General features: G+C 59.5%; 22 protein-coding genes. 13 read left to right on the top strand and 9 right to left on the bottom strand.

Annotation, left to right across the window (positions count from 1 at the left end; all coding sequences use genetic code 11):
* Nucleotides 1-50: 50 nt before the first annotated feature.
* Nucleotides 51-1,532: a sensor domain-containing diguanylate cyclase gene (locus tag KIK84_RS00650; protein WP_502757527.1), complete on the top strand. Its 1,482-nt coding sequence runs from the start codon at nucleotides 51-53 to the stop codon at nucleotides 1,530-1,532.
* Nucleotides 1,533-1,548: 16 nt separating this feature from the next.
* Here the strand turns inward: KIK84_RS00650 and KIK84_RS00645 are convergent, their stop codons facing one another.
* Nucleotides 1,549-1,689: a hypothetical protein gene (locus KIK84_RS00645; protein WP_214121054.1), complete on the bottom strand. Its 141-nt coding sequence runs from the start codon at nucleotides 1,687-1,689 to the stop codon at nucleotides 1,549-1,551.
* Nucleotides 1,690-1,745: 56 nt separating this feature from the next.
* Here KIK84_RS00645 and KIK84_RS00640 point away from each other — a divergent pair, with 56 nt between their 5' ends.
* Entirely contained in the window at nucleotides 1,746-2,393 is a 648-nt protein-coding gene (locus tag KIK84_RS00640) for a hypothetical protein (RefSeq protein ID WP_214121053.1), read from the top strand.
* A 10-nt stretch (nucleotides 2,394-2,403) separates the two neighbouring features.
* Here KIK84_RS00640 and KIK84_RS00635 read toward each other — a convergent pair whose 3' ends face one another.
* The 3 genes from KIK84_RS00635 to KIK84_RS00625 all read right to left on the bottom strand — a co-directional run bounded on the left by KIK84_RS00635 (nucleotide 2,404) and on the right by KIK84_RS00625 (nucleotide 8,083).
* On the bottom strand, nucleotides 2,404-3,672 hold the full coding sequence (locus KIK84_RS00635; RefSeq protein WP_214121052.1) for a sensor domain-containing diguanylate cyclase: 1,269 nt from the start codon (nucleotides 3,670-3,672) through the stop codon (nucleotides 2,404-2,406).
* Between the two features lie 24 nt (nucleotides 3,673-3,696).
* On the bottom strand, nucleotides 3,697-6,024 hold the full coding sequence (parC, locus tag KIK84_RS00630) for a DNA topoisomerase IV subunit A (protein WP_214121051.1): 2,328 nt from the start codon (nucleotides 6,022-6,024) through the stop codon (nucleotides 3,697-3,699).
* A gap of 67 nt (nucleotides 6,025-6,091) precedes the next feature.
* Nucleotides 6,092-8,083 carry a DNA topoisomerase IV subunit B gene (locus KIK84_RS00625; protein WP_214121050.1) on the bottom strand — a complete coding sequence of 664 codons (1,992 nt, stop codon included), beginning with the start codon at nucleotides 8,081-8,083 and terminating at the stop codon, nucleotides 6,092-6,094.
* Between the two features lie 83 nt (nucleotides 8,084-8,166).
* On the opposite strand from KIK84_RS00625, the gene KIK84_RS00620 reads away from it, so the two are divergent.
* The 4 genes from KIK84_RS00620 to bamC are packed head-to-tail and all read left to right on the top strand — an operon-like array spanning nucleotide 8,167 to nucleotide 11,657.
* Nucleotides 8,167-9,426 carry an MFS transporter gene (locus tag KIK84_RS00620; protein WP_250207663.1) on the top strand — a complete coding sequence of 420 codons (1,260 nt, stop codon included), beginning with the start codon at nucleotides 8,167-8,169 and terminating at the stop codon, nucleotides 9,424-9,426.
* Complete coding sequence (locus KIK84_RS00615) at nucleotides 9,423-9,590, top strand: hypothetical protein (RefSeq protein WP_214121049.1); 168 nt, start codon at nucleotides 9,423-9,425, stop codon at nucleotides 9,588-9,590. The genes KIK84_RS00620 and KIK84_RS00615 overlap by 4 nt, the downstream gene beginning before the upstream one ends.
* 33 nt (nucleotides 9,591-9,623) lie before the next feature.
* A complete protein-coding gene (gene dapA, locus KIK84_RS00610; protein WP_214121048.1) occupies nucleotides 9,624-10,517 on the top strand; it encodes a 4-hydroxy-tetrahydrodipicolinate synthase in 894 nt (297 codons plus the stop codon).
* Nucleotides 10,518-10,544: 27 nt separating this feature from the next.
* Nucleotides 10,545-11,657, top strand: coding sequence for an NlpB/DapX family lipoprotein (gene bamC / locus KIK84_RS00605; RefSeq protein ID WP_214121047.1), 1,113 nt, complete (start codon nucleotides 10,545-10,547; stop codon nucleotides 11,655-11,657).
* A 114-nt stretch (nucleotides 11,658-11,771) separates the two neighbouring features.
* Here bamC and KIK84_RS00600 read toward each other — a convergent pair whose 3' ends face one another.
* Together KIK84_RS00600 and KIK84_RS00595 are read right to left on the bottom strand one after the other, a co-directional pair.
* Entirely contained in the window at nucleotides 11,772-11,996 is a 225-nt protein-coding gene (locus tag KIK84_RS00600; RefSeq protein ID WP_214121046.1) for a hypothetical protein, read from the bottom strand.
* A 189-nt stretch (nucleotides 11,997-12,185) separates the two neighbouring features.
* The gene (locus tag KIK84_RS00595) at nucleotides 12,186-13,313 is read right to left on the bottom strand and encodes a cupin domain-containing protein (protein WP_214121045.1); all 1,128 of its coding nucleotides are present in this window, start codon (nucleotides 13,311-13,313) and stop codon (nucleotides 12,186-12,188) included.
* Nucleotides 13,314-13,329: 16 nt separating this feature from the next.
* Here KIK84_RS00595 and KIK84_RS00590 point away from each other — a divergent pair, with 16 nt between their 5' ends.
* Entirely contained in the window at nucleotides 13,330-13,827 is a 498-nt protein-coding gene (locus KIK84_RS00590; protein ID WP_214121044.1) for an FKBP-type peptidyl-prolyl cis-trans isomerase, read from the top strand.
* Here the strand turns inward: KIK84_RS00590 and dut are convergent.
* Complete coding sequence (dut, locus tag KIK84_RS00585; protein ID WP_214121043.1) at nucleotides 13,811-14,257, bottom strand: dUTP diphosphatase; 447 nt, start codon at nucleotides 14,255-14,257, stop codon at nucleotides 13,811-13,813. The two genes, KIK84_RS00590 and dut, sit on opposite strands and share 17 nt — an antisense overlap.
* A 26-nt stretch (nucleotides 14,258-14,283) precedes the next feature.
* Nucleotides 14,284-15,504: a bifunctional phosphopantothenoylcysteine decarboxylase/phosphopantothenate--cysteine ligase CoaBC gene (gene coaBC, locus KIK84_RS00580; protein WP_214121042.1), complete on the bottom strand. Its 1,221-nt coding sequence runs from the start codon at nucleotides 15,502-15,504 to the stop codon at nucleotides 14,284-14,286.
* Nucleotides 15,505-15,618: 114 nt separating this feature from the next.
* On the opposite strand from coaBC, the gene pyrG reads away from it, so the two are divergent.
* From pyrG to KIK84_RS00550, 6 genes are read left to right on the top strand one after another with little or no spacing between them, the layout of a single operon-like run.
* Nucleotides 15,619-17,289 (top strand): CTP synthase, encoded by a 1,671-nt coding sequence (gene pyrG / locus KIK84_RS00575; RefSeq protein ID WP_214121041.1) that lies wholly within the window; start codon nucleotides 15,619-15,621, stop codon nucleotides 17,287-17,289.
* Complete coding sequence (kdsA, locus tag KIK84_RS00570; protein WP_214121040.1) at nucleotides 17,286-18,140, top strand: 3-deoxy-8-phosphooctulonate synthase; 855 nt, start codon at nucleotides 17,286-17,288, stop codon at nucleotides 18,138-18,140. Before pyrG ends, kdsA begins: the two co-directional genes overlap by 4 nt.
* A gap of 49 nt (nucleotides 18,141-18,189) precedes the next feature.
* Nucleotides 18,190-19,476, top strand: a complete 1,287-nt coding sequence (gene eno / locus KIK84_RS00565; protein ID WP_214121039.1) for a phosphopyruvate hydratase — start codon at nucleotides 18,190-18,192, stop codon at nucleotides 19,474-19,476.
* A gap of 10 nt (nucleotides 19,477-19,486) precedes the next feature.
* Entirely contained in the window at nucleotides 19,487-19,762 is a 276-nt protein-coding gene (ftsB, locus tag KIK84_RS00560) for a cell division protein FtsB (RefSeq protein ID WP_214121038.1), read from the top strand.
* A gap of 14 nt (nucleotides 19,763-19,776) precedes the next feature.
* Nucleotides 19,777-20,139: a 5-carboxymethyl-2-hydroxymuconate Delta-isomerase gene (locus tag KIK84_RS00555; protein ID WP_214121037.1), complete on the top strand. Its 363-nt coding sequence runs from the start codon at nucleotides 19,777-19,779 to the stop codon at nucleotides 20,137-20,139.
* Nucleotides 20,140-20,142: 3 nt separating this feature from the next.
* Complete coding sequence (locus KIK84_RS00550) at nucleotides 20,143-20,787, top strand: AAA family ATPase (RefSeq protein ID WP_214121036.1); 645 nt, start codon at nucleotides 20,143-20,145, stop codon at nucleotides 20,785-20,787.
* On the opposite strand, the gene KIK84_RS00545 is transcribed toward KIK84_RS00550, so the two are convergent.
* Nucleotides 20,784-22,169 carry a sensor domain-containing diguanylate cyclase gene (locus KIK84_RS00545; protein WP_214121035.1) on the bottom strand — a complete coding sequence of 462 codons (1,386 nt, stop codon included), beginning with the start codon at nucleotides 22,167-22,169 and terminating at the stop codon, nucleotides 20,784-20,786. The genes KIK84_RS00550 and KIK84_RS00545 overlap by 4 nt on opposite strands.
* Nucleotides 22,170-22,284 lie beyond the last annotated feature (115 nt).

Here is a 22,284-nt window from a genome sequence, read left to right as displayed (position 1 = left end):
GGTTTTATACCCGCACGCCTTTACACGCGCATTGCACAATGGGGGACATGATGAGCGAACCCACTTCCCCACTCCCCTATACCGACCTAGAGGGTTTGTTCGAACTGACCCCTATGTCTCTTTGGCTTGAAGACTACAGCCAAGTCAAAACGCTGATGGACAACTGGCGCGCCATGGGCGTGACCGATTTGCAAGCCCACCTGCGCGCCGACCCTCTGCGCCTAGACCAATGCATCCAAGCCATACGGATCGTGCGGGTCAACCAAAAGACCCTGCAACTGTTTGGTGCCAGCAACCAGCACGAACTGGTGCAGCGCATGGACGAGGTGATGCGCGATGCATCCCACCATGGTTTGCAGCGCGAACTGCAGCAACTATGGAACGGCAAACTGGCGTTTAGCAACCAGAGCGTGAACTACACCCTCGATGGCAAGCGCATCAACATCCGCATCCACGTGCGCGTGTTACCCGGCCATGAGGACACTTGGGACAAGGTGCTGGTGTCGCTGGACGACATTACCGCCACCACGCAAGCGCACGAGCAACTGCACTACAGCGAGCAGCATGGGCGCAATTTGTTTGATTTGTCCCCCGTTTCGCTGTGGGTTGAGGACTTCAGCAGCGTGAAAGATGCCTTGGAAGAGGTGCGCGCTTCGGGCATCCACGACTTTCGGACCTTTCTGGACGTGCACCCCGACTTTGTCGTGCGGTGCATGGAGAAAATCCGCGTGCTCGATGTCAACCAGCATACGCTGCACATGTTTGGCGCGCGCGACAAGCAAGACCTGCTGCACCGATTGGACGAAATATTCCGCGACGAAATGCGCGCCTCCTTCACCCACCAGTTGATGGATTTGTGGAACGGCAAGATCCACCAAGTGCGCGAGGTGGTGAACTACTCATTGACTGGTGACCCGATCAACATCCACCTGCAATTTGCCGTGATGCCGGGCCACGAAGAACACTGGGACATGGTGCTAGTGTCATTGGTAGACATCACCGCCCGCAAAAAGGCCGAGGCTTATTTGGAATACCTGGGCAAGCACGATGCCCTGACCCGGTTGCGCAACCGCGCTTACTACGTGGAGGAGCTCAACCGCATCAGCCGCCGAGGGCCATGGCCGGTCAGCATTGTGGCCATGGACATGAACGATCTCAAAACCATCAACGACACACAAGGGCACGCTGCGGGCGATGCACTGCTGCGGCGCATGGGCGAAGTGCTGGCCAAAGCCAGTGAAGGCTTGTCGCACGTGTGCGTGGCCCGCACCGGGGGCGATGAGTTTGTGGCCCTGATGCCAGGATCGGACGAACGCGCAGCCCAAGCATTCCAAGAACGCCTGGGCAGCATTCTGGATTTGAACAACCAGTTTTACCCCGGCCAAAAACTCAGCCTATCGGTGGGTACAGCTAGCTGCAGCGGGCCGAGCGAAGTGGAAAGCGCCATCCACAAGGCCGACCAACGCATGTTCGACGCCAAACGCCGCTACTACGCAGACCACCAGCTCACGCGGCGCAACGACAGTGCGTGAGCCAGCCCGCGACTGGCTAGCCCAGTAGGCGAATCAGTCCGTACAAGGCGATGGCACCACTCAAGGCCAGCATGAGGGTTTTGACAAAACGCGCTGTGGCAAACAAGCCCACGGCGTTGCACAGAATAATGGCGATGAACAGATAACTCGTTTTCATGCAAGCCATGATAGCGAGGGATAGGCCGCACTCGGACGCTGCCGTACCATGGCTGTATGAATAAATACAAGCTTGTCGTGTTGGCGCTGCTGGTGCTGCTCATGGGGGCACTGGCCTTTGGCGCATGGTGGCTCAACCGCAATCTGGATGGGCTGGCGGCGCAAGCCCTGCGCGACTACGGCAGCGCCATGACAGGTGCGCGTGTGCAAGTCGAATCGGTGCAACTGCAAGCCACATCCGGGCATGGAGCCATCATGCACTTGGTGGTGGGCAATCCCGCAGGATTTGCCACCGAACATGCGCTCTCCGTGGAACGCATTGAACTGGATATAGAGGCCAGCAGCTTGGCCAGCCCAGTAGTCACGATAGAGCGGGTGCGCATCGTGCAACCCAAGCTGATTTATGAAAAGGCCAATGGCACGACCAACTTGGAAACCATTGTGCGCAATATCAACCGCTATTTAGGCCCTGGCAGCGCCAGCACAACCCCCCGGCGCTTTATCGTGCGCGAACTGCGCATCAGCGATGCCAAAGTACAAGCCAGCGCAGGCTTTATGCTGGGCCATACCGTGGGCATGAAGCTGCCCGACATCGTGCTCAAAGAGGTGGGTAGCAAACAAGGCGGTTTGACCGCTGGGGAGCTGGGACAAACGGTGGCCAAAGCGTTGTTGGCCAAAATCCAAGCCAGCTGGCGCTTGTTCTAATCGCACTGTGCTAAACGACGCGATTTCGCCCCAAGGTCTTGGCTTGATAAAGCGCTTCATCGGCTCGTTCGTACACCCGCATGGCCGACTCATCATCCAATTCGTACTGGGCTACCCCAATGCTGACGGTGATGGGAATGGCCAAGTCCCCCTCTACCATTGGTGCGGCCTCTACCGCGCAGCGAATCCGCTCGGCCACATCCCGCGCTTGGACTATGTCTGCGTCATCGAGAACGAGCAAAAACTCCTCCCCTCCCACGCGGCCAAAACAATCCTGCGGACGATACTGGGCATTGATGCGCTCCACCACCCCGCGCAACACCATGTCGCCAACCAAATGCCCGTAGTTATCGTTGATGCTTTTGAAGAGATCCAAATCGATGACTAGTACGGAAAAAGGCATGTGCCGACGCCGATCGGCCACAGCGCGCTGTTGAAAGGTTTTGGACAAAAACTCCATCACGCCCCGCCTGTTCAGGCACCCTGTCAGTTGGTCTTGGATAACCAACTCCTGCAAGCGCTGCTGCATGCGCTTGCTCTCGGTCACATCACGCCAAATACCCTCCACCCCGGCAAATTCACCATCTTCATCCAACAGCACATTGGATGTGATGGAAATATCGATGAGCGTGCCATTGTGGTGGCGCAAACGACCTGGGTACTCATAGACTGACCCTTGGTTGCGGATTGCCTGTATCACGGCCAAACGTTCATTGGCATCTGGGTAAAACTGGACGGCTGATTGGCCAATCACCTCTTCCGGTGCATAACCCAAAATCCGCTGCACCGCCGCAGACACGTAGACGACGATGCCTTGGGCATCGGTGCGGTAGTACACATCCTGCAAGCTGCGCATCAGGCGATTGAAGTTGCTATCACTCTCGCGCAAGCGACTTTCCATCAAAGCCCTATCGGTCATATCCAGCATGGTGGCAATGATGGCCATTTGCCCCATGTGCTGCATGGGCGAGCTGCGCACAGCCAACACACGCTCTCCCCCGCGTGCAGTGATGACGCGGCACTCGGTCACGGGGACTGTTTCAGTCTTGTCTTCCACTACCCGAACCCGCGAGCGGATGCGGTGCTGATCCAAGGGGTGGAGATAGTTCCAAAAAGACTGCCCTATGAGTACAGAGGCATCGGGCACCTCCAAAATTTGGGCCGCCATGGGATTGGCAAACTGGATAACCCCATTGACCGATACCAACACACCACTGGGCAAATGCAACCACCATTCGGTCGATGGTATCCAAACGTTGGTGGGGACTGTGTGAACCATGACCGAATAATAGTTCTTATTAGGCTATTCCACTCGCACAATTCTCTGGGGTTTGAACCCTAAATCTGCAGCTTTGCCTTTGCGACCGCGTGCGGCCTTGGCATTGTTCAGACTGCGAATTTCCAGCGTCTCCTCGCGCTCTTTGCCACCACGCCCCAGTCCCTGCAAGCGCACACTGCGGGTGTAGGCTGCCGCGCCAGCCAAGCTGTCTTTGTCTTCCAAATCCAGCAGCATGAGGCCACGCCCGCCGTTGGGCTGCACTTTGAGTTCGGTGATGTCAAAAGTCAAAATGCGCCCCCCCACCGATGCACAGGCCACCTGCGTAGCCCCGGCGGCCAGGGAAGGCGCACACAGCGTCTCGCCCACTTGGCAGGTCACAAAGGCTTTGCCCGCTTTCTGACGCGAGACCATGTGCTCCACCTGTGCCAAGAAGCCATAGCCGCCACTCGATGCCAGCAGCAACTGGGTAGCAGCCGCTCCGGCAAAGTAATGCGCAATCTGCGTACCCGTTTCCAGCTCGATGAAGGTAGTAATGGGCTGCCCATCACCGCGTGCACCGGGCAAGGCCGACACGGCCACGGAGTAGATGCGCCCATTGCTGCCAAACACCAGCAGGGTATCGACGCTGCGGCACTCGAAGGTGCCATACAGCGCGTCGCCCGCCTTGAAGGCAAAGCTGCCCGCCTCGTGGCCATGGCCGGTGCGCACGCGCACCCAGCCCTTTTGGCTCACCACCACGGTCACGGGTTCATCGACCACCTTGACCTCGGCGACCACTTTCTTCTCGGCCTGAATCAGCGTGCGGCGCGCATCGGCAAAGGTTTTGGCGTCCAGCTCAATCTCTTTGACCATGAGGCGGCGCAGCGCAGCGGGGCTGTTCAAAATTTCTTCCAGCTTTTGCTGCTCGCCGCGCAGCTCCGACAGCTCCTGCTCGATCTTGATGGCTTCCAAGCGCGCCAACTGGCGCAAGCGGATTTCGAGGATGTCCTCGGCCTGGCGCTCACTCAAGCGGAAGCGCTCCATCAGCGCGGCCTTGGGCTCGTCGCTGGCGCGGATGATGGCAATCACCTCATCGATGTTGAGCAGCACCAACTGGCGGCCTTCGAGGATGTGGATGCGATCCAGCACCTTGCCCAAGCGATGGCGGCTGCGCCGTTCAATGGTCTGGTGACGAAACGCAATCCACTCCGTCAGCATCTGGCGCAGCGACTTTTGCACCGGCTTGCCATCCAAGCCAATCAGCGTCAGGTTGATGGGAGCCGACGTTTCCAAGCTGGTGTGCGCCAGCAGCGCCACGATGAGTTCTTGCTGCTCGATACGGCTGCTCTTGGGCTCAAAAACCAAGCGCACGGGCGCGTCTTTACTGGACTCGTCGCGCACGCCGTCGAGCACGCCCAGCATGCTGGCCTTGAGTTGGGTTTGCTCCTGCGTCAACGCCTTCTTACCCGCCTTCACCTTGGGGTTGGTGATGTCCTCAATCTCTTCGAGCACGCGCTGGGCGCTCACGCCGGGCGGCAATTCGGTCACCACCAGTTGCCACTGGCCGCGCGCCAAGTCTTCTATCTTCCAGCGCGCCCGCACCTTGAGGCTGCCACGCCCCGTGCGGTAGGCGTCCGCTATGTCGCTGGCGGTGCTGATGATCTGCCCGCCACCGGGGTAGTCCGGGCCGGGGACGAGGGTGAACAACTCGTCGTCGGAAAGTTTGTCGTTCTTGATCAGGGCCACGCAAGCATCGGCCACTTCGCGCAGGTTGTGGCTGGGAATTTCGGTGGCCAAGCCCACCGCGATGCCGCTGGCCCCGTTGAGCAAGCTAAAAGGCAGGCGCGCTGGCAACTGGCGCGGCTCTTCGGTGGAGCCGTCGTAGTTGGGGATGAAGTCCACCGTGCCCATGTCAATCTCGTCCAGCAGCAAGCTGGTGATCTTGGACAAGCGCGCTTCGGTGTAGCGCATGGCCGCAGCGCCGTCGCCGTCGCGGCTGCCGAAGTTGCCCTGCCCGTCGATCAGCGGGTAGCGCTGGCTGAAGTCCTGCGCCATGCGCACCAGCGCGTCGTACGCTGCTTGGTCGCCATGCGGGTGAAAGCGGCCCAGCACATCGCCCACCACACGGGCGCTTTTGACCGGTTTGGCGGGCGTATTGCCATTGGGGCCGCTGTAACCCAGCCCCATGCGCTGCATGGCGTACAAAATGCGCCGCTGCACGGGCTTTTGTCCGTCCACCACATCGGGCAGCGCACGGCCCTTGACCACGGACAGGGCGTATTCGAGGTAGGCCCGCTGCGCGTAGCTGGCAAGGTTGAGGTCGTTGTCGCCGCCACTAGGGCTGCTCAGGTCAATCGTTGCTTGATCGGTCATAGTTCAACAGTCAATTCAGCTCCAGAGCTTATGGGATATGCTAATGCAGCTATCAATTTGATAGCAATCAAATATCCACTTCCACGGCATCGCCGTGCAGCTCCATCAGTTCACGGCGGGCGGCGGCTTCGCCTTTGCCCATGAGTTTGGTCATCAACTCCACGGTGGCGGCAAAGTCCACGCTGCCCAAGGCCACGGGCAGCAGGCGGCGCGTGTCAGGGTTGAGGGTGGTGTCCCACAACTGCTCGGCATTCATCTCGCCCAAGCCTTTGAAGCGGCTGATCTGGCACTTCTCCCGCGCCACGCCGTCTTTCACAGCCTTGTCCAAAATGGCTTGCAGCTCGCCCTCGTCCAACGCGTAGGCCTTGCTGGCGGGCTTTTTGCCACGGGCGGGCACGTCCACGCGGAACAGCGGTGGGCGCGCCACGTACACGTGCCCGGCGTCTATCAGCTTGGGGAAGTGGCGGAAAAAGAGGGTGAGCAGCAGCACCTGGATGTGCGAACCATCCACATCCGCGTCACTCAAAATGCACACCTTGCCGTAGCGCAGGCCAGACAGGTCGGGGGTGTCGTCCGGCCCGTGCGGATCGACGCCAATGGCCACGGCCATGTCGTGCACTTCGGTGTTCTTGAACAAGAGGTCGCGCTCCACTTCCCAGGTGTTGAGCACCTTGCCGCGCAAGGGCAAGATGGCTTGGGTCTCTTTGTCGCGGCCCATTTTGGCGCTGCCGCCAGCGGAGTCCCCCTCGACCAAAAACAGCTCGTTGTAGGCCAGATCGCGGCTCTCGCAGTCGGTCAGCTTGCCGGGCAGCACGGCCACGCCGCTGCTCTTGCGTTTTTCTACTTTTTGGCCAGCGCGCTGGCGGGTTTGCGCGGCCTTGATGGCCAGCTCGGCCAGTTTTTTGCCGTACTCCACGTGCTGGTTGAGCCACAACTCCAGCGCGGGGCGCACAAAGCCTGACACCAAACGCACTGCATCGCGCGAGTTCAGGCGCTCTTTGGTTTGGCCCTGGAACTGCGGATCCAGCACCTTGGCGCTCAGCACATAGCTGGCGCGCACAAACACGTCTTCGGGCATCAGCTTGACGCCTTTGGGCAGCAGGCTGTGCAGGTCGATAAAGCTCTTGACCGCTTGGAACAGCCCATCGCGCAGACCGCTCTCGTGCGTGCCGCCTGCGCTGGTGGGAATCAGGTTGACGTAGCTCTCGCGCACGGGCGCACCCTCTTCGGTGAAGGCCACGCACCAGCTAGCGCCCTCGCCTTCGGCAAAGCTCTCGTGCCCGGCGTCGGCAAAGCCATCGCCCTCAAACAAGGGAATAGCGGGCTCGCCATTGAGCGTCTGGCTCAGGTAGTCGCGCAAGCCACCTTTGTATTGCCAGGTCTGGGTTTCGCGGGTTTTCTCCACCGTCAGGCTCACGGTCACGCCGGGCATGAGCACGGCTTTGCTGCGCAGCAAATGGGCCAACTCCCCCATGGGAAACTGCACCGACTCGAAATACTGCGCATCGGGCCAAACGCGCACGGTGGTGCCTTGTTTGCGGTCTTTCTCGCCATCAGCGGCCTCACCCGCTTTGCGCACCTGCAGTGGCTCAATCACATCACCGCCTGCGAACACCAAGCGGGCCACTTGGCCGTCGCGGTAGCTGGTGGCTTCCAGCCGCTTGCCCAAGGCGTTGGTCACGCTCACCCCCACGCCGTGCAAACCGCCCGAAAAGCTGTAGGCACCGCCCTTGCCCTTGTCGAACTTGCCGCCCGCGTGCAGGCGGGTGAACACCAGTTCAATCACGGGGGCGTTCTCTTCCGGGTGCATACCAAAAGGAATGCCGCGCCCGTCGTCCTCCACGCTGACCGAGCCATCGGCATGCAGCGTGACCTTGATTTTTTTGCCAAAGCCCGCGAGCGCTTCGTCGGCGGCGTTGTCTATCACCTCCTGCACGATGTGCAGCGGGTTGTCGGTGCGGGTGTACATGCCCGGGCGCTGCTTGACGGGCTCTAGCCCTTTGAGCACACGGATGGAGCCTTCGGAATAGTCAGGAGTGGGAGTGGGTTTGCTAGCCATGGCGACAAATTCTAAGGAAGGGAAAAGGGGGACTGCACACTGTATTTCCATACATATTACACAAGGGCTGTACAGTGGCTTGCATGACACACCCTCGCAACACCCCTGCGGCAGCAATGCCAGCACGCCTGCCTTTGCTGCGTTTGTTGGCCTGTGCCGCAGCCGTAGTGACCTTATCCATGGGCATACGGCACGGCTTTGGTCTGTGGCTGCAGCCCATGGTGCAAAGCAATGGGTGGCCGCGCGAGCTGTTCTCCATGGGTCTGGCCTTGCAAAACCTGGTTTGGGGCGTGAGCGGTATTGCCGCAGGCATGTTGGCCGACCGCTTTGGTGCTTGGCGTGTGCTGCTGGCTGGAGCCTTGCTGTATGCGTTGGGCTTGTGCGGCATGGCCTTGAGCACGCAGGCCAGCACCTTCATTGCCACCGCAGGCGTACTCATTGGGCTGGCCCAAGCTGGCACAACCTATGCCGTGGTGTACGGTGTGATTGGCCGCCATGTGAGTGCTGACAAGCGATCTTGGGCCATGGGCGTGACAGCGGCAGCGGGGTCGTTTGGGCAGTTCCTCATGGTGCCGGTGGAGGGGCAGTTGATTGTGCAACTGGGTTGGCACAACGCGTTGCTGGTATTGGCGGCCTTGTCCTTGTTGATCGCCCCGCTGGCTTGGGGCTTGTACGAGCCTTCAAGCCCTGGCCAGCCCCATCCAGCCACCCCACCAGGACTGGGGATGTGGCAAGCCTTGCAACAAGCCTTTGCTTACCGCAGCTTCCAGTACCTCATGGCGGGTTACTTTGTGTGTGGCTTTCAGGTGGTGTTCATTGGGGTGCACCTGCCCAGCTACCTCAAGGACAAAGGCCTGCTGCCCGAGGTAGCCAGCATTGCACTGGCGCTCATTGGGTTGTTCAACGTGGTGGGCACCTACATCGCGGGCTGGCTGGGGCAACGCCAGCCCAAGCGTTGGTTGCTGGCCTTTATTTACGGCAGCCGCAGCGTGGTTATCAGCGCCTTTTTGCTGCTGCCACTGAGCCCCACCAGCGTGTACGTCTTTGCCGCCCTCATGGGGCTGCTGTGGCTGTCCACCGTGCCACTCACCAATGCCACCGTGGCACAGATTTTTGGTGTGCGATACCTCTCCATGCTGGGCGGCTTTGTGTTTTGCAGCCACCAAATAGGCTCTTTTCTGGGGGTGTGGCTGGGGGGATTCCTCTATGACATGACAGGCCGCTATGACGCGGTCTGGGGACTGAGCATCGCTTTGGGCGTGGCCGCCGCGCTGATCAATCTCCCCATTGAGGAAAAGGCCTACCCAGCTTCTGCCAACTCTGGCGCTACAGTCCAACCATGACATACGCTGCCCGCAGCCAAGCTCCACGCCGCACGCCGGCTTGGTTGCGCCCATTGATCTGGCACACCATCGCCTTGGCAGTGCTAGTGGCTGTAGGCAGCTTGTATCTGCAAACGGATTTTTTGCTACTGCTGGTCAACCAAATCATGCTGTGCGGCAGTTAGTAGAATGTTTCCTTTCTGGTTTCACCCTTTGCTATGAACGCTACCTACAAGCCCATTCGCGGCAGCATCGTTGCCATCATCACTCCCATGAATGAAGACGGTTCCGTCAACTACGGGGAGCTGCGAAAGCTGATCGACTGGCACATAGCAGAAGGCACCGACTGCATTGGCGTGGTCGGCACTACGGGTGAATCGCCCACCGTGAGTGTGGAAGAACACTGCGAAATCATCCGCGTGGCGGTGGAGCAATCCGCTGGTCGCGTGCCCATCATGGCCGGTTGCGGTGGCAACTCCACCCGCGAAGCCATAGAACTGGCCAAGTTCGCCAAGCAAGTAGGTGCCGATTGCCAACTGCAGGTCGTGCCCTACTACAACAAGCCTACCCAAGAAGGCCAATACCTGCACTTCAAGGCCATTGCCGAAGCGGTGGATCTGCCGGTCATTCTCTACAACGTGCCCGGCCGCTCGGTGGCCGATATGCAGCACGAGACTGTGCTGCGCTTGGCCCAAGTGCCGGGCATCGTGGGCATCAAAGAAGCCACTGGCAATATCGAACGCGCCCAGTGGCTCATCAAAGAAGCGCCCAAGCACTTCTCTATTTACAGCGGTGACGACCCGACTGCTGTGGCCCTGATGCTGTGCGGCGGCCATGGCAACGTCAGCGTCACGGCCAACGTGGCCCCCAAGCTGATGCACGAACTGTGCGTTGCCGCCATGTCCGGCAACATCCAGCGCGCCATGGAGATCCAATTCCAACTGCTGCCACTGCACAAAACCCTGTTTGTGGAAGCCAACCCTATCCCCGTCAAGTGGGCCTTGCACCGCATGGGCAAAGCCAGTGCCGGCATCCGCCTGCCCTTGACCCCGCTGACCAGCGCCAACCAAAGCGTGCTGGAACGCACCCTGCAAACCACTGGTTTGCTGTAATCCTTTGCGAAGAGAACCAAGTTCCCCATGACACGTCCTGCGCTTTTTGCCTCACACACCCGCGTGGTGTACACCGCCACCGCCTTGGCAGCCATCAGCCTTCTGGGCGCTTGCTCGTCGCTGCAGACCGATAAGGTGGACTACCGCACCACCGTCAAAGCGCCAGAACTGGCTGTCCCGCCCGATCTCACACAGCTCTCCAAAACGACACGCTACACCGTGGTCGATGGCGGTGTATCGGCCTCCAGCCTGCAGCGCTCTGACATCACCACCGGCACCATTGCCCCCGATAAAGTGGGCAATGTGCGCTTGGAGCGTGATGGCTCGGCACGCTGGTTGGTGGTCGATCGTGCTCCGGAAAAAGTATGGGACACGGTCAAAGCGTTCTGGCTAGAAAACGGCCTGCCAATTGCCACAGCGCAGCAAGACACTGGCGTGATGGAAACCGACTGGGGTGAAAACAAAGCCAAACTGCCCATGGATGGCATTCGCAAAGCCTTGGGCGGCATATTGGACTCGGTATACGACACTGGTGAGCGTGACAAATACCGTACGCGCATCGAGCGCAACGAAAAAGGCGGCACCAACATCTACATCACCCACCGTGGGATGCAAGAGGTCTATGTGCGTGAAGGCACCAAAGAAACCATGTGGCAACCCCGGGCGGCAGACCCTGGACTGGAAGCCGAGTTTCTGGCACGCCTGATGGTCAAACTAGGCTCTAGCACCGAACAAGCGCAACAGCAAGTGGCGCAGAGTGCAACCCCCGCACCGAGCAAAGCCACCGTGGTAACCCAAGATGGCTTGCCAGTGGTAGTGCTTAATGAAGACTTTGACCGTGCTTGGCGCCGCGTGGCTCTGACACTGGATCGCACAGGTTTTACGGTGGAAGACCGTGACCGCAAGCAAGGCCTGTTCTACGTGCGCTATGCGGTTGCAACGTCAGAAAACTCTGATCCCGGCTTTTTTGCCCGCATGTTCAAAGGGGCTAAAGCCATAGAACCCGGCAAATACCGCTTGGCACTGCAAACCCAAGGCAACCAAACCACCACCATCAAGGTATTGAATGAGGCAGGCCAGCCTGACACCACGCCTGCAGCGGAAAGCATTGCCAAAGTCTTGGCCGAAGACATCAAGTAAGCCCTTGCTTCGGGCATAGAGAACCAGCACCTCGGTGCTGGTTTTTTTATGCCTATGCATGCAGCGGGCATAAAAAAAGCCACCTTGCGGTGGCTTTTGTTGCACAAGCAAAAATTATTGCTTTGCAGGCTCAGCAGGCTTAGCAGCGTCAGCAGCAGGAGCGGCTGCGGGAGCAGCAGCGTCAGCAGCAGGAGCGGCTGGGGCAGCAGGAGCGGCTGCGGGAGCGGCAGGAGCTTCAGCAGCAGGAGCGGCTGCAGGAGCAGGAGCTTCTTCTTTCTTGCTGCAAGCGGCCAGAGCGGCGGCAGCGATCACAGCTGCCAAAACGATAGACTTGTTCATTTTGATCTTCTCAAAAAGTTGGTTGTTACAAACAATTTCCGGAAATTGCCTAGCAGTTCCCTGCCAGTCCCTGCAAAAAATTTCCTTGCAGAGCCTTACATTATACAAAAAACACTGCGAAATTCTGGGGTTAACCCTCAAAGCGCCCCAAAAGAGAACAAAAAAGCCTCCGCAATGGTGCGCACGCCCTTAATTGAGTGCACAAACCCAACCATCTTCTGACCACTGGCCGAGCAAGCTTCTGGCTCCATCTGTCAACAATTTCACATCTTTTACCGACAAAAACCGCTCGTTTGCCAATTTTTGCATCAACTTGAAGTCTTTCCCTTTGGCCACATAACTCTCACCGTTGATGAAAACATGGTGCTGGTCGTACATCATGTGCGTGCGCCTATCGAGCGCCACATCCACACCATCAGGCAGGGCATCGCCTGCATCAAACCAGACCAAGGCCTTGGGTTCTGTCATGTATTCGCCCAAAGCGCGGGCAATGGCATCGGGTGCCAACACTGCAGCCTCTATCGCCTCGCTGGCAAAAGCGTGCAATTGGGCGGGCATGGCAGCAGGCTCTGTCACCGCCTCCTGCTCTGGGTCGCGGTAGATTTTTTCCTCTAGGCAGTCCTCGGCAGCATCGGCCATGCGTTGCAGCAGCTCACGCGCCAACTCCACACTATTGGGGGAGCGAAAACCCACCGAATACGTCATGCACTCGCCCTCTGCAATGCCGTCGTGGGCGTAACCCGGTGGCAGATAGAGCATATCGCCGGGCTCCAATACAAACTCCTGTTCAGGCTCGAAATGGGCCAATATCTTCAGTGGCAAATCGGGCACCAAACGCTTGTCTTTTTGGCGGCCAATGCGCCAGCGGCGCTGGCCATGGGCTTGCAGCAAAAACACATCGTAGTTGTCAAAGTGCGGGCCAACACCGCCCGTATCGGTGGCGTAGCTGATCATCAAATCATCCAAACGCGCATCCGGCACAAAGCGGAACTGCTGCAACAAGTCATGGATGCGCTGGTCGTGCAAATCCACGCCTTGCACCAGAAACGTCCAGCCCGCTTGCTTGAAAGGCGGCAAGGAGCGGCGCACCAGTGGCCCGCGCTTGAATTGCCACTGTTTTCCTTGGTGGGGTTGCACGATCAAGCGCGACTCCACATCGTCGCGCTCGGCCAAGTCCAGCAACTCGGCGCGGCTGAGCACAGCAGAAAAACCGGGTATGGCTTGGCGAATAAGCAGTGGCTTGCGGTGCCAATAGCGTTGCATGAATTGCTCTGGGCTGATGCCGCCCAGCAGCTGCAAGGGTTCTGTGGTGTTCATGGGACAATTCTCTCCTATGCAAATTACTCAACAATGCGTCGTCGCCCTGACATGGACGCTGAAAGACACCTTGGGCGAAACCTTGGATGTATTGGACGATCCGGTGGAATTTTTGGTCGGTGGCAACGACTTGCTACCCGCTATCGACAGTGCTTTACTGGGCAAGAGCGTAGGCGAAACCGTCGAGCTGCAGCTTGAGCCGGAACAAGCCTTTGGTGACTTCAACGACCAACTGGTGTTTTTGGAGCCGCGTGCGCTGTTTCCACAAGAAATCGAAGAAGGCATGACCATCGAAGGCCACGCCTTGCCCACTGGCTGTAACCCCGACGCGCCCAAGGATGTGCTCTACACCGTGGCCGATCTGTACCCTGAACACGTGGTGCTAGACGGCAACCACCCGCTGGCGGGTATTGCCATCCGCGTGCAGCTAGCCATCCGCGCCGTGCGCGAAGCCACCGAGGCCGAAGTCGGCCAAGGCACCTTGGGAACGGGCTTTTTCAAGCCTTTCCAGTAGAGCCGTAACCGCCCTCACCGCGCTGCGTGGGGGCGAACTCATCCACCACCTTGAACTGCGCCTGCACCACGGGCACGATGACCATTTGCGCAATGCGCTCCATGGGCTCGATGGTGAAAGGCACATCGCTGCGATTCCACGCGCTGACCATGAGCTGGCCTTGGTAATCGCTGTCGATCAGCCCCACCAAATTGCCCAACACGATGCCGTGCTTGTGACCCAAGCCGGAACGCGGCAACAGCAAGGCCGCGTACCCTGGGTCTTGCAGGTAAATAGACATGCCGGTGGGCACCAACTGCCACGCATTGGGTTGCAGGGTTAGGGGCTCGCTCAGGCAGGCACGCAAGTCCAAGCCTGCACTGCCAGGGGTGGCATAGGTGGGAAATTGGCTTTTGAGCCGTTCATCGAGGATTTTGACTTCTACTTGCATTCGGTTCTCAGGTTGGTGTGATCGCATCAAGCGCGCTGGGCCAAGCGCAGAGCAATCTGCTCGACCAGCTGGGTGGCCAACACGGTTTTGCTGTTGTGCGGCAGTTCGGTCACGCCCGCATCGTCCAGCAGCAGCAGCGCGTTGTCGTCGCGGCCAAAAGTGGCGGGGCCCACATTGGCCACCAACAAAGGCACACCCTTGCGCTCGCGCTTGGTGCGGGCGTGTTCCAGCAGGTTTTCACTCTCGGCAGCAAAGCCCACGCAGTACAAAGCACCGCTGCGGGCCCGCTCACTGCGGGCGATGGTGGCCAGCAAATCGGGGTTCTCTACCAAGACCAAGGCTGGTGCACCAGCCCCGGCTTGCTTTTTCATCTTGTGCTGCGCCACTTGCGCTGGCGTCCAGTCGGCTACGGCTGCCGTTGCTACAAAAATAGTAGCATCCTCAGCACATCCAGAAAGGGCTGCAAGCATTTCCTTAGCAGACTCGACATCGATGCGCTGCACCCCACGCGGCGTGGGCAGGGCCACAGGCCCGGCCACCAGGGTGACCTGCGCCCCAGCCATGCGGGCGGCACGGGCGATGGCAAAACCCATCTTGCCGCTGGAGCGGTTGGTGATGCCGCGCACGGGGTCGATGGCCTCGAACGTGGGGCCTGCGGTCACCCACACCCGCTGGCCTGCCAGCGGTTTGGGCGCGAGGGCGCAAAGTAATTCTTCAACTATTTCGTCGGGCTCGAGCATGCGGCCAGGGCCGTTCTCGCCACAGGCTTGGTCGCCATGGCCTACGCCCAGAATGACAGCGCCGTCCTCCTGCACTTGGCGCAGGTTGCGCTGCGTGGCCGGGTGGGCCCACATCTCGCGGTTCATGGCCGGGGCCAGCAACAGCGGCACACGCTCCATGGGGCGGGCCAAGCACAAGAGCGGCAGCAATTCGCCCGCCCGGCCTTGCACCAGTTGGGCTACAAAATCGGCGCTGCAGGGGGTAATCAACACCGCATCGGCCTCCCGGGCCAAATGGATGTGTGGCATGTTGCTGGGCTCGCGCGCATCCCACTGCGTGGTATACACGGGCCGCCCTGATAAGGCCTGCATGGTGACGGGGGTGATGAACTGGGTGGCCGCCTCGGTCATGACCACCTGCACCGTGGCACCGGCCTTGGTGAGCAGGCGACACACCTCGGCAGCCTTGTAACAAGCCACCCCACCGGTGAGGCCCAAAAGAATGTGTTTGCCAGCTAAATCGTGCATGGGCGGCAATGTACCACTGGCCTGCTGGCGCGGGCAGCGAACAGCCCAGCCCCATGCCAGCCTTTTATAATCCCAATTTCCTCACCTGCGAACCCTACCGGGTTTGCCTCTGACATGACCAAATTTGTCTTCGTCACCGGCGGTGTGGTGTCTTCCCTGGGCAAGGGAATCGCCTCAGCCTCCCTCGCTGCGATCCTCGAATCGCGTGGCCTCAAAGTCACCCTGATCAAGCTCGATCCCTACATCAACGTCGATCCGGGCACTATGTCGCCCTTCCAGCACGGGGAAGTGTTCGTCACCGACGATGGTGCCGAAACCGACCTCGACCTGGGCCACTACGAACGCTTCATCGAAACCCGCATGAAGCAAACCAACAACTTCACCACGGGCCGTATCTACCAGTCTGTGTTGGAAAAAGAGCGCCGTGGCGACTACTTGGGCAAAACCGTGCAGGTCATTCCGCACGTGACCAACGAGATTCAGGAATACGTCAAACGCGGCGCGGGTGTTGGCACACCCGACGCGGTGGATGTCGCTATCTGCGAAGTGGGCGGCACCGTGGGCGATATCGAGTCCCTGCCCTTTTTAGAAGCCGTGCGCCAACTGGCCCTCAAGCTCGGCCCCAACAACGCCGCCTTTGTCCACCTGACCTACCTGCCGTGGATCGCCACTGCGGGCGAACTCAAGACCAAACCCACCCAGCACACGGTGCAAAAACTGCGCGAAATCGGCATCCAGCCCGATGCGCTGCTGTGCCGCGCTCAGTTCCAAGTGCCCGAGGACGAAAAGGCCAAGATTTCTTTGTTCACCAACGTGCCCGAGTGGGGCGTCATCTCCATGTGGGATGTGGACACCATCTACAAAGTGCCTCGCATGCTGCACGAGCAAGGCTTGGATGGCCTCATCTGCGACAAGCTGCGCCTGAACACCCCGCCCACCAACCTCAAGCGTTGGGACGACTTGGTGTACGAAACCGAACACCCCCAAGGCGAAGTGAACATCGCCATGGTGGGCAAGTACGTGGAGCTGACCGATGCCTACAAGTCGGTCAACGAAGCGCTCAAGCATGCTGGCATGCGCAACCACGTGCGCGTGAAGATCACCCATGTGGATTCGGAAACCATTGAGGACGCCAACGCCCAAGAGCAACTGGGTGCTTACGACGCCATCTTGGTGCCCGGTGGTTTTGGCAAACGCGGCGTGGAAGGCAAGATCAGCACCGCCCGTTTCGCCCGCGAAAAGCAAGTGCCTTACCTCGGCATCTGCCTCGGGATGCAAGTGGCGACCATCGAATACGCCCGCCATGTGGCCGGTCTGGCCCATGCCAACAGCACCGAGTTCGACCCCGAAACGCCCCACCCCGTCATCGCCCTCATCAACGAGTGGAAAGACGCCGACGGCAGCATCCAAAAGCGGGACGAAAACTCCGACCTCGGTGGCACCATGCGCTTGGGCGCGCAAAGCTCGGACGTGGCCCCTGGCACGCTGGCGCACAGCATCTACGGCGACGTGGTGACCGAGCGCCACCGCCACCGCTATGAAGCCAACGTCAACTACCTCGACCCACTGCGCGCAGCGGGATTGGTGATTTCCGCCTTGACGCAGCGCGAGCAACTGACCGAAATTGTGGAGCTGCCCCAGTCCGCCCACCCGTGGTTTGTGGGCGTTCAGTTCCACCCCGAGTTCAAATCCACGCCGTGGGATGGCCACCCCTTGTTCAATGCATTTGTGCGTGCAGCACTAGATAATCAAGCTGGGCGCGCTACAAAAAGGATAGCAAAATGAAACTCTGCGGATTCGACGTCGGTTTAGACCAGCGCTTCTTTCTGATCGCAGGCACCTGCTCCATCGAAGGGCTGGAGATGTCGCTGGACGTGGCCGGGCAGCTCAAGGAAATCTGCAGCGATTTGGGCATACCGCTCATTTACAAAGGTTCTTTTGACAAAGCCAACCGCTCCTCGGGCAATACCCCGCGCGGCGTGGGCATGGAAAAAGGCCTGCATATTTTGGAAGAAGTGCGCCGCCAAACTGGCCTGCCCGTGATTACCGACGTGCACGACGAATCCCAAGTGGCCGAGGTGGCCAGCGTGGTCGATGTGCTGCAAACACCCGCCTTCCTGTGCCGCCAGACCGACTTCATCCGCGCAGTCGCCAAGTCGGGCAAACCGGTCAACATCAAAAAAGGCCAGTTCCTCGCCCCGTGGGACATGAAGAACGTGATCGACAAGGCGCGTGCTGCGGCCATCGAAGCAGGCTTAGACCCTGACCGCTTCTTGGCCTGCGAGCGCGGCGTGAGCTTTGGCTACAACAACTTGGTAGCCGACATGGTGAGCTTGGCCGAGATGCGCAAGTCCGGTGCCCCCGTGGTGTTTGACGTGACGCACTCGGTGCAAAAACCCGGCGGCCAAGGCACCAGCAGCGGCGGTGCCCGCGAGATGGTGCCCGTGCTGGCCCGTGCTGGGGCAGCCGTGGGTGTGGCGGGTTTTTTCATGGAAACCCATCCCAAACCGGCCGAAGCCTGGTCCGACGGCCCCAACGCCGTGCCCTTGCGCCACATGCGCGCGCTGCTGGAAACCTTGGTAGCGCTCGATTCCGTAACCAAAAAAACACCTTTCTTGGAAAACAGCTTCCAATAAAGCCGCCCATGATGGCGAACCCCTTTATCCACTTCAGAGAGAGACCGATATGAGTGCAATCGTTGACATCGTAGGACGCGAAATCCTGGACAGCCGTGGCAACCCCACCGTGGAATGTGACGTGCTGTTGGAGAGCGGCGTCATGGGCCGTGCGGCCGTGCCATCTGGCGCGTCCACTGGTTCGCGCGAAGCCATTGAACTGCGTGACGGCGACAAGAGCCGCTACTTGGGCAAAGGCGTGCTCAAGGCCGTAGAGCACATCAACACCGAAATCTCCGAAGCCGTGCTGGGCTTGGATGCAGCCGAGCAAGCGTTCTTGGACAAAACGCTGATCGACTTGGACGGCACCGACAACAAGAGTCGCTTGGGTGCCAACGCCATGTTGGCCGTGTCCATGGCCGTGGCCCGTGCCGCAGCCGAAGAAGCTGGCCTGCCCCTGTACCGCTACTTTGGTGGCATGGGTGCCGTGCAACTGCCTGTGCCCATGATGAACGTCATCAACGGCGGCGCGCACGCCAACAACAGCCTGGACTTGCAAGAGTTCATGATCGTGCCCGTGGGCGCGCCCACCTTCCGCGAAGCCCTGCGCTGGGGTGCTGAAGTGTTCCACGCCCTGAAGAAAATCATCGACAGCCGTGGCATGCCCACCGCCGTGGGTGACGAAGGTGGCTTTGCCCCCAGTGTAGCCAACCATGAGGCCGCCATCCAATTGGTGCTGGAAGCCATCGACAAGGCTGGCTACACCGCCGGTGAGCAAATCGCTTTGGCGCTGGACTGCGCTGCCAGCGAGTTCTACAAAGACGGCCAATACGTGCTCGAAGGCGAAGGTGGCATCGCGCTGACCTCAGCCCAGTGGACCGACATGCTGGCTACTTGGGTTGATAAATACCCCATCATCAGCATCGAAGACGGTATGGCCGAAGGCGACTGGGATGGTTGGAAGATCCTGACCGACCGCTTGGGCAAGAAGGTGCAGATCGTGGGGGACGACTTGTTCGTGACCAACACCAAGATCCTGAAAGAAGGCATCGACAAAGGCATCGCCAACTCCATCCTGATCAAGATCAACCAGATCGGCACCCTGAGCGAAACCTTTGCCGCCATCGAAATGGCCAAGCGCGCTGGCTACACCGCCGTGGTATCGCACCGCTCGGGCGAAACCGAAGACAGCACCATTGCCGACATCGCGGTGGGCTTGAACGCAGGCCAAATCAAGACCGGCTCGCTGTCCCGCTCGGACCGCATGGCCAAGTACAACCAGTTGCTGCGCATCGAGGAAGACCTGGGCGATGTAGCTGTGTACCCTGGCCGCGCTGCCTTCTACAACCTGCGCTAAGCCTCCACCCATGCCACGCCGCCTCGTCACACTGATCCTGCTGGTACTCCTCGTGAGCCTGCAAGCACAGCTGTGGCTGGGCCGTGGCAGCCTGCCGAGCGTGGCCAAGCTGCACCAGCAAGTGCAGGAGCAGCAAAACCGCAATGCGCAGGCCCAACTGGCCAACGAGCAAATGCAAGCCGAAATCCGCGATCTGCAAGAAGGTTTGGAAATCGTGGAAGAAAAAGCCCGCTCTGAGCTGGGCATGGTCAAGAGCGACGAGATTTACGTCCAAATCGCCCGCTAACTCCCCTCCTTCCTATGCCACACCTGAATTTGGAATACTCCAGCAACTGCCATGGCTTTGACGCACAAGCCACCCTGCTGGCCATCAACACCGCGCTGATTGCTACGGGTGAGTTCAAAGACGTGGACGTGAAAAGCCGCGCCCAAGCATTTGACGCCTTCCAGATCGGCACCCAAGGCGGACGCGGTTTTGTGCATGTCCGCTTGTCCGTGATGCCCGGACGCAGCCCTGAAACCAAAAAAATGCTGACCGAGCGCATCGTGCAAGTGCTGGTGGAACAAACCATCCACGTGGGCAGCCCTGCCGATTTGCAGCGCACGGCAGAGATCAATGAATTTGACCGCGCAGCCTACTCCAAAGACCACCGCGCAGCCTGAATCGTGACGGCCCAGCACCTGTGTATTGCCTTACTGGGCGCAGAGTGCACGGGCAAAACCAGCCTGCAGCACGCTTTGCTGCACAGCGGGGTGCTGCAAGCCGAGCGCACCCAGCTGGTTGGCGAATACCTGCGCCAGTGGTGCGACACGCACCAACGCCTGCCGCGTGGCCCCGAACAAACCCACATTGCGCTGACACAGCAAGAGCGCATCCAACACGCGCTGCGCACCCACCACGTGGTAACCGACACCACGGCGCTGATGACCGCTATTTACAGCGACGTGATACTGGGTGACGACAGCCTCTACCCCTTGGCACTGGCGTGGCAGCGCGCCATGCCCGTCACGCTGGTACTGGCCACCGATTTGCCGTGGCAGGCCGACGGCATCCAGCGCGATGGGCGGGAGATGCAGCAGCGCATAGACCGCCGCCTGCGCGAGGTGCTGGCCCAAGCGGGCATCCCCTTCAGCGTGGTGCGTGGCCAAGGTCTGGAGCGCACCACCCAGGCCGTACTCGCTATCCGCCGTGCCTTAGAGCCCGTGCAGAACGCAAGCCCTGCGCTGGACTTGTGGCACCGCTGCGAAAATTGCTCGCACCCCGAAGGGGAGAGGGCTTTGTTCAGGGCCCTGCTGGCTCCCACCGCTTAGGCAGAGCAAACCCGATTGCGCCCGGTTTTTTTGGCCTCATACAGCGCCATATCCGCCCGCTGGATACAGGCATCGGTGCTCTCATCGTCGGCGTAGCCGCTCACGCCCACGCTCAGTGTGAGTTGGATATTCAAATCCCCCACCTTGAGGCTCGCTTGTTCTACAGCAAGGCGCAAAGCATCGGCCATCTGCATGGCGTCTGCGATCTCACACCCCTGCAGGAACACCAAAAATTCTTCGCCCCCCCAGCGCACTGCAATGTCGGAGCGGCGCAATGAGTTGCGCAGCAACTCGGCTACAAGACGCAGCACTTGGTCACCCACATCGTGCCCGTAGCGGTCGTTGATGGTTTTGAAGTGGTCGATATCGATCAACAACAAACAAAAAGGCTTGGCATCGCGCTGGTAGTTGACCATGTGGCGCTCCATCACGAGGAAGAACGCACGCCGGTTGAGCAACCCCGTCAGCTCGTCAGTAGTGGCGAGGAGCTCCATATTGCGCTGGTAGTGTTTGACGATCAGGTGCGCCAGCGACAGCACCACCACCATTACCACACTGCAAATCAGCAAATTGACATAGAGCGCACGGTGCACACTGGACAATGCCTCGGATTCGTCTTTTTCTACAAACAAATACCACTGCAACTCTGGGATGTAGTGCACATTGAGCAAGTAGTGTCGGTTGGCATAGTGGTAGTCGTAACTGCCAGATTTGCCTGCCAAGATGGTGCTCAGCTGGCGCGCCAAGCCTGGCCGATCTGACAGATTGGTTTGTTGCGGTGCGTTGCGGTTGTTCGCGTCCGCCAGCACCATGCGCCCTTGCGCATCCACAAAATAGACAGTGCGCTGGTAACGTTTCTGGTAGTCAGCCACGATGCGGTGCACCGCATCGAATGTGATGCCCACACCGGCCACACCCAGATAGTGGCCTTGGGGGTCGTGCATGCGGTAGTTGATGAAAATGGTCATGGCGTCTTTGTGCGCCATATCAGGATCGTCACTGATTTCGTAAGGCACCTGCATGCCGCGCACGCGGTAGTACCAGCGATCACGGGGCTCTTGGGGCGAGATTTTTTTCAGAATGCCTTCACCGGTGTAGTAGTTGGCTGTGCGCTCTGACACCACAAAGCTGGTAAAGGCACCGTAGCGCCCTTTGACCTCCCGCAGGTACTTGGTGAGAGCCGCCACATCCCGCTCACCATGGAGCATCCAGTCACGCAAGAAAGTGTTGTTGGCCATGGTGGAAGCCAACTGCACATGGCGCACAAAGTCTTTTTGGATTTCGGCGTAGATATTGCTGGCCGCCAAAGGCAACTCTTGGTCGACGATGGCACTGCGCACAGCTTGACGCGAGACCCAGTAACTGCTGAAGGTGATTGCCAAAAACCCCACGAACAAGAGCGTACCAACGAAGACAACAAGGCGATGGCTTTTATAAAAAGGTGGGTGCTGCGGCATGCTTCTCTGGGGGACGTTGGTGTTGAGATTCTCCGATAAA

It is taken from the genome of Curvibacter sp. CHRR-16, from assembly GCF_018474005.1.
Classification (GTDB): Bacteria; Pseudomonadota; Gammaproteobacteria; order Burkholderiales; family Burkholderiaceae_C; genus Allorhodoferax.
This window is presented reverse-complemented; position numbering and strand designations above follow the sequence as displayed.

Bases quoted from the DNA above. Each gene is read 5' to 3' on its own strand.
- KIK84_RS00650 (WP_502757527.1), top strand. From the start codon at position 51: ATGAGCGAACCCACTTCCCCACTCCCCTATACCGACCTAGAGGGTTTG.
- KIK84_RS00645 (WP_214121054.1), bottom strand. From the start codon at position 1,689: ATGAAAACGAGTTATCTGTTCATCGCCATTATTCTGTGCAACGCCGTG.
- KIK84_RS00640 (WP_214121053.1), top strand. From the start codon at position 1,746: ATGAATAAATACAAGCTTGTCGTGTTGGCGCTGCTGGTGCTGCTCATG.
- KIK84_RS00635 (WP_214121052.1), bottom strand. From the start codon at position 3,672: ATGGTTCACACAGTCCCCACCAACGTTTGGATACCATCGACCGAATGG.
- parC (WP_214121051.1), bottom strand. From the start codon at position 6,024: ATGACCGATCAAGCAACGATTGACCTGAGCAGCCCTAGTGGCGGCGAC.
- KIK84_RS00625 (WP_214121050.1), bottom strand. From the start codon at position 8,083: ATGGCTAGCAAACCCACTCCCACTCCTGACTATTCCGAAGGCTCCATC.
- KIK84_RS00620 (WP_250207663.1), top strand. From the start codon at position 8,167: ATGACACACCCTCGCAACACCCCTGCGGCAGCAATGCCAGCACGCCTG.
- KIK84_RS00615 (WP_214121049.1), top strand. From the start codon at position 9,423: ATGACATACGCTGCCCGCAGCCAAGCTCCACGCCGCACGCCGGCTTGG.
- dapA (WP_214121048.1), top strand. From the start codon at position 9,624: ATGAACGCTACCTACAAGCCCATTCGCGGCAGCATCGTTGCCATCATC.
- bamC (WP_214121047.1), top strand. From the start codon at position 10,545: ATGACACGTCCTGCGCTTTTTGCCTCACACACCCGCGTGGTGTACACC.
- KIK84_RS00600 (WP_214121046.1), bottom strand. From the start codon at position 11,996: ATGAACAAGTCTATCGTTTTGGCAGCTGTGATCGCTGCCGCCGCTCTG.
- KIK84_RS00595 (WP_214121045.1), bottom strand. From the start codon at position 13,313: ATGAACACCACAGAACCCTTGCAGCTGCTGGGCGGCATCAGCCCAGAG.
- KIK84_RS00590 (WP_214121044.1), top strand. From the start codon at position 13,330: ATGCAAATTACTCAACAATGCGTCGTCGCCCTGACATGGACGCTGAAA.
- dut (WP_214121043.1), bottom strand. From the start codon at position 14,257: ATGCAAGTAGAAGTCAAAATCCTCGATGAACGGCTCAAAAGCCAATTT.
- coaBC (WP_214121042.1), bottom strand. From the start codon at position 15,504: ATGCACGATTTAGCTGGCAAACACATTCTTTTGGGCCTCACCGGTGGG.
- pyrG (WP_214121041.1), top strand. From the start codon at position 15,619: ATGACCAAATTTGTCTTCGTCACCGGCGGTGTGGTGTCTTCCCTGGGC.
- kdsA (WP_214121040.1), top strand. From the start codon at position 17,286: ATGAAACTCTGCGGATTCGACGTCGGTTTAGACCAGCGCTTCTTTCTG.
- eno (WP_214121039.1), top strand. From the start codon at position 18,190: ATGAGTGCAATCGTTGACATCGTAGGACGCGAAATCCTGGACAGCCGT.
- ftsB (WP_214121038.1), top strand. From the start codon at position 19,487: ATGCCACGCCGCCTCGTCACACTGATCCTGCTGGTACTCCTCGTGAGC.
- KIK84_RS00555 (WP_214121037.1), top strand. From the start codon at position 19,777: ATGCCACACCTGAATTTGGAATACTCCAGCAACTGCCATGGCTTTGAC.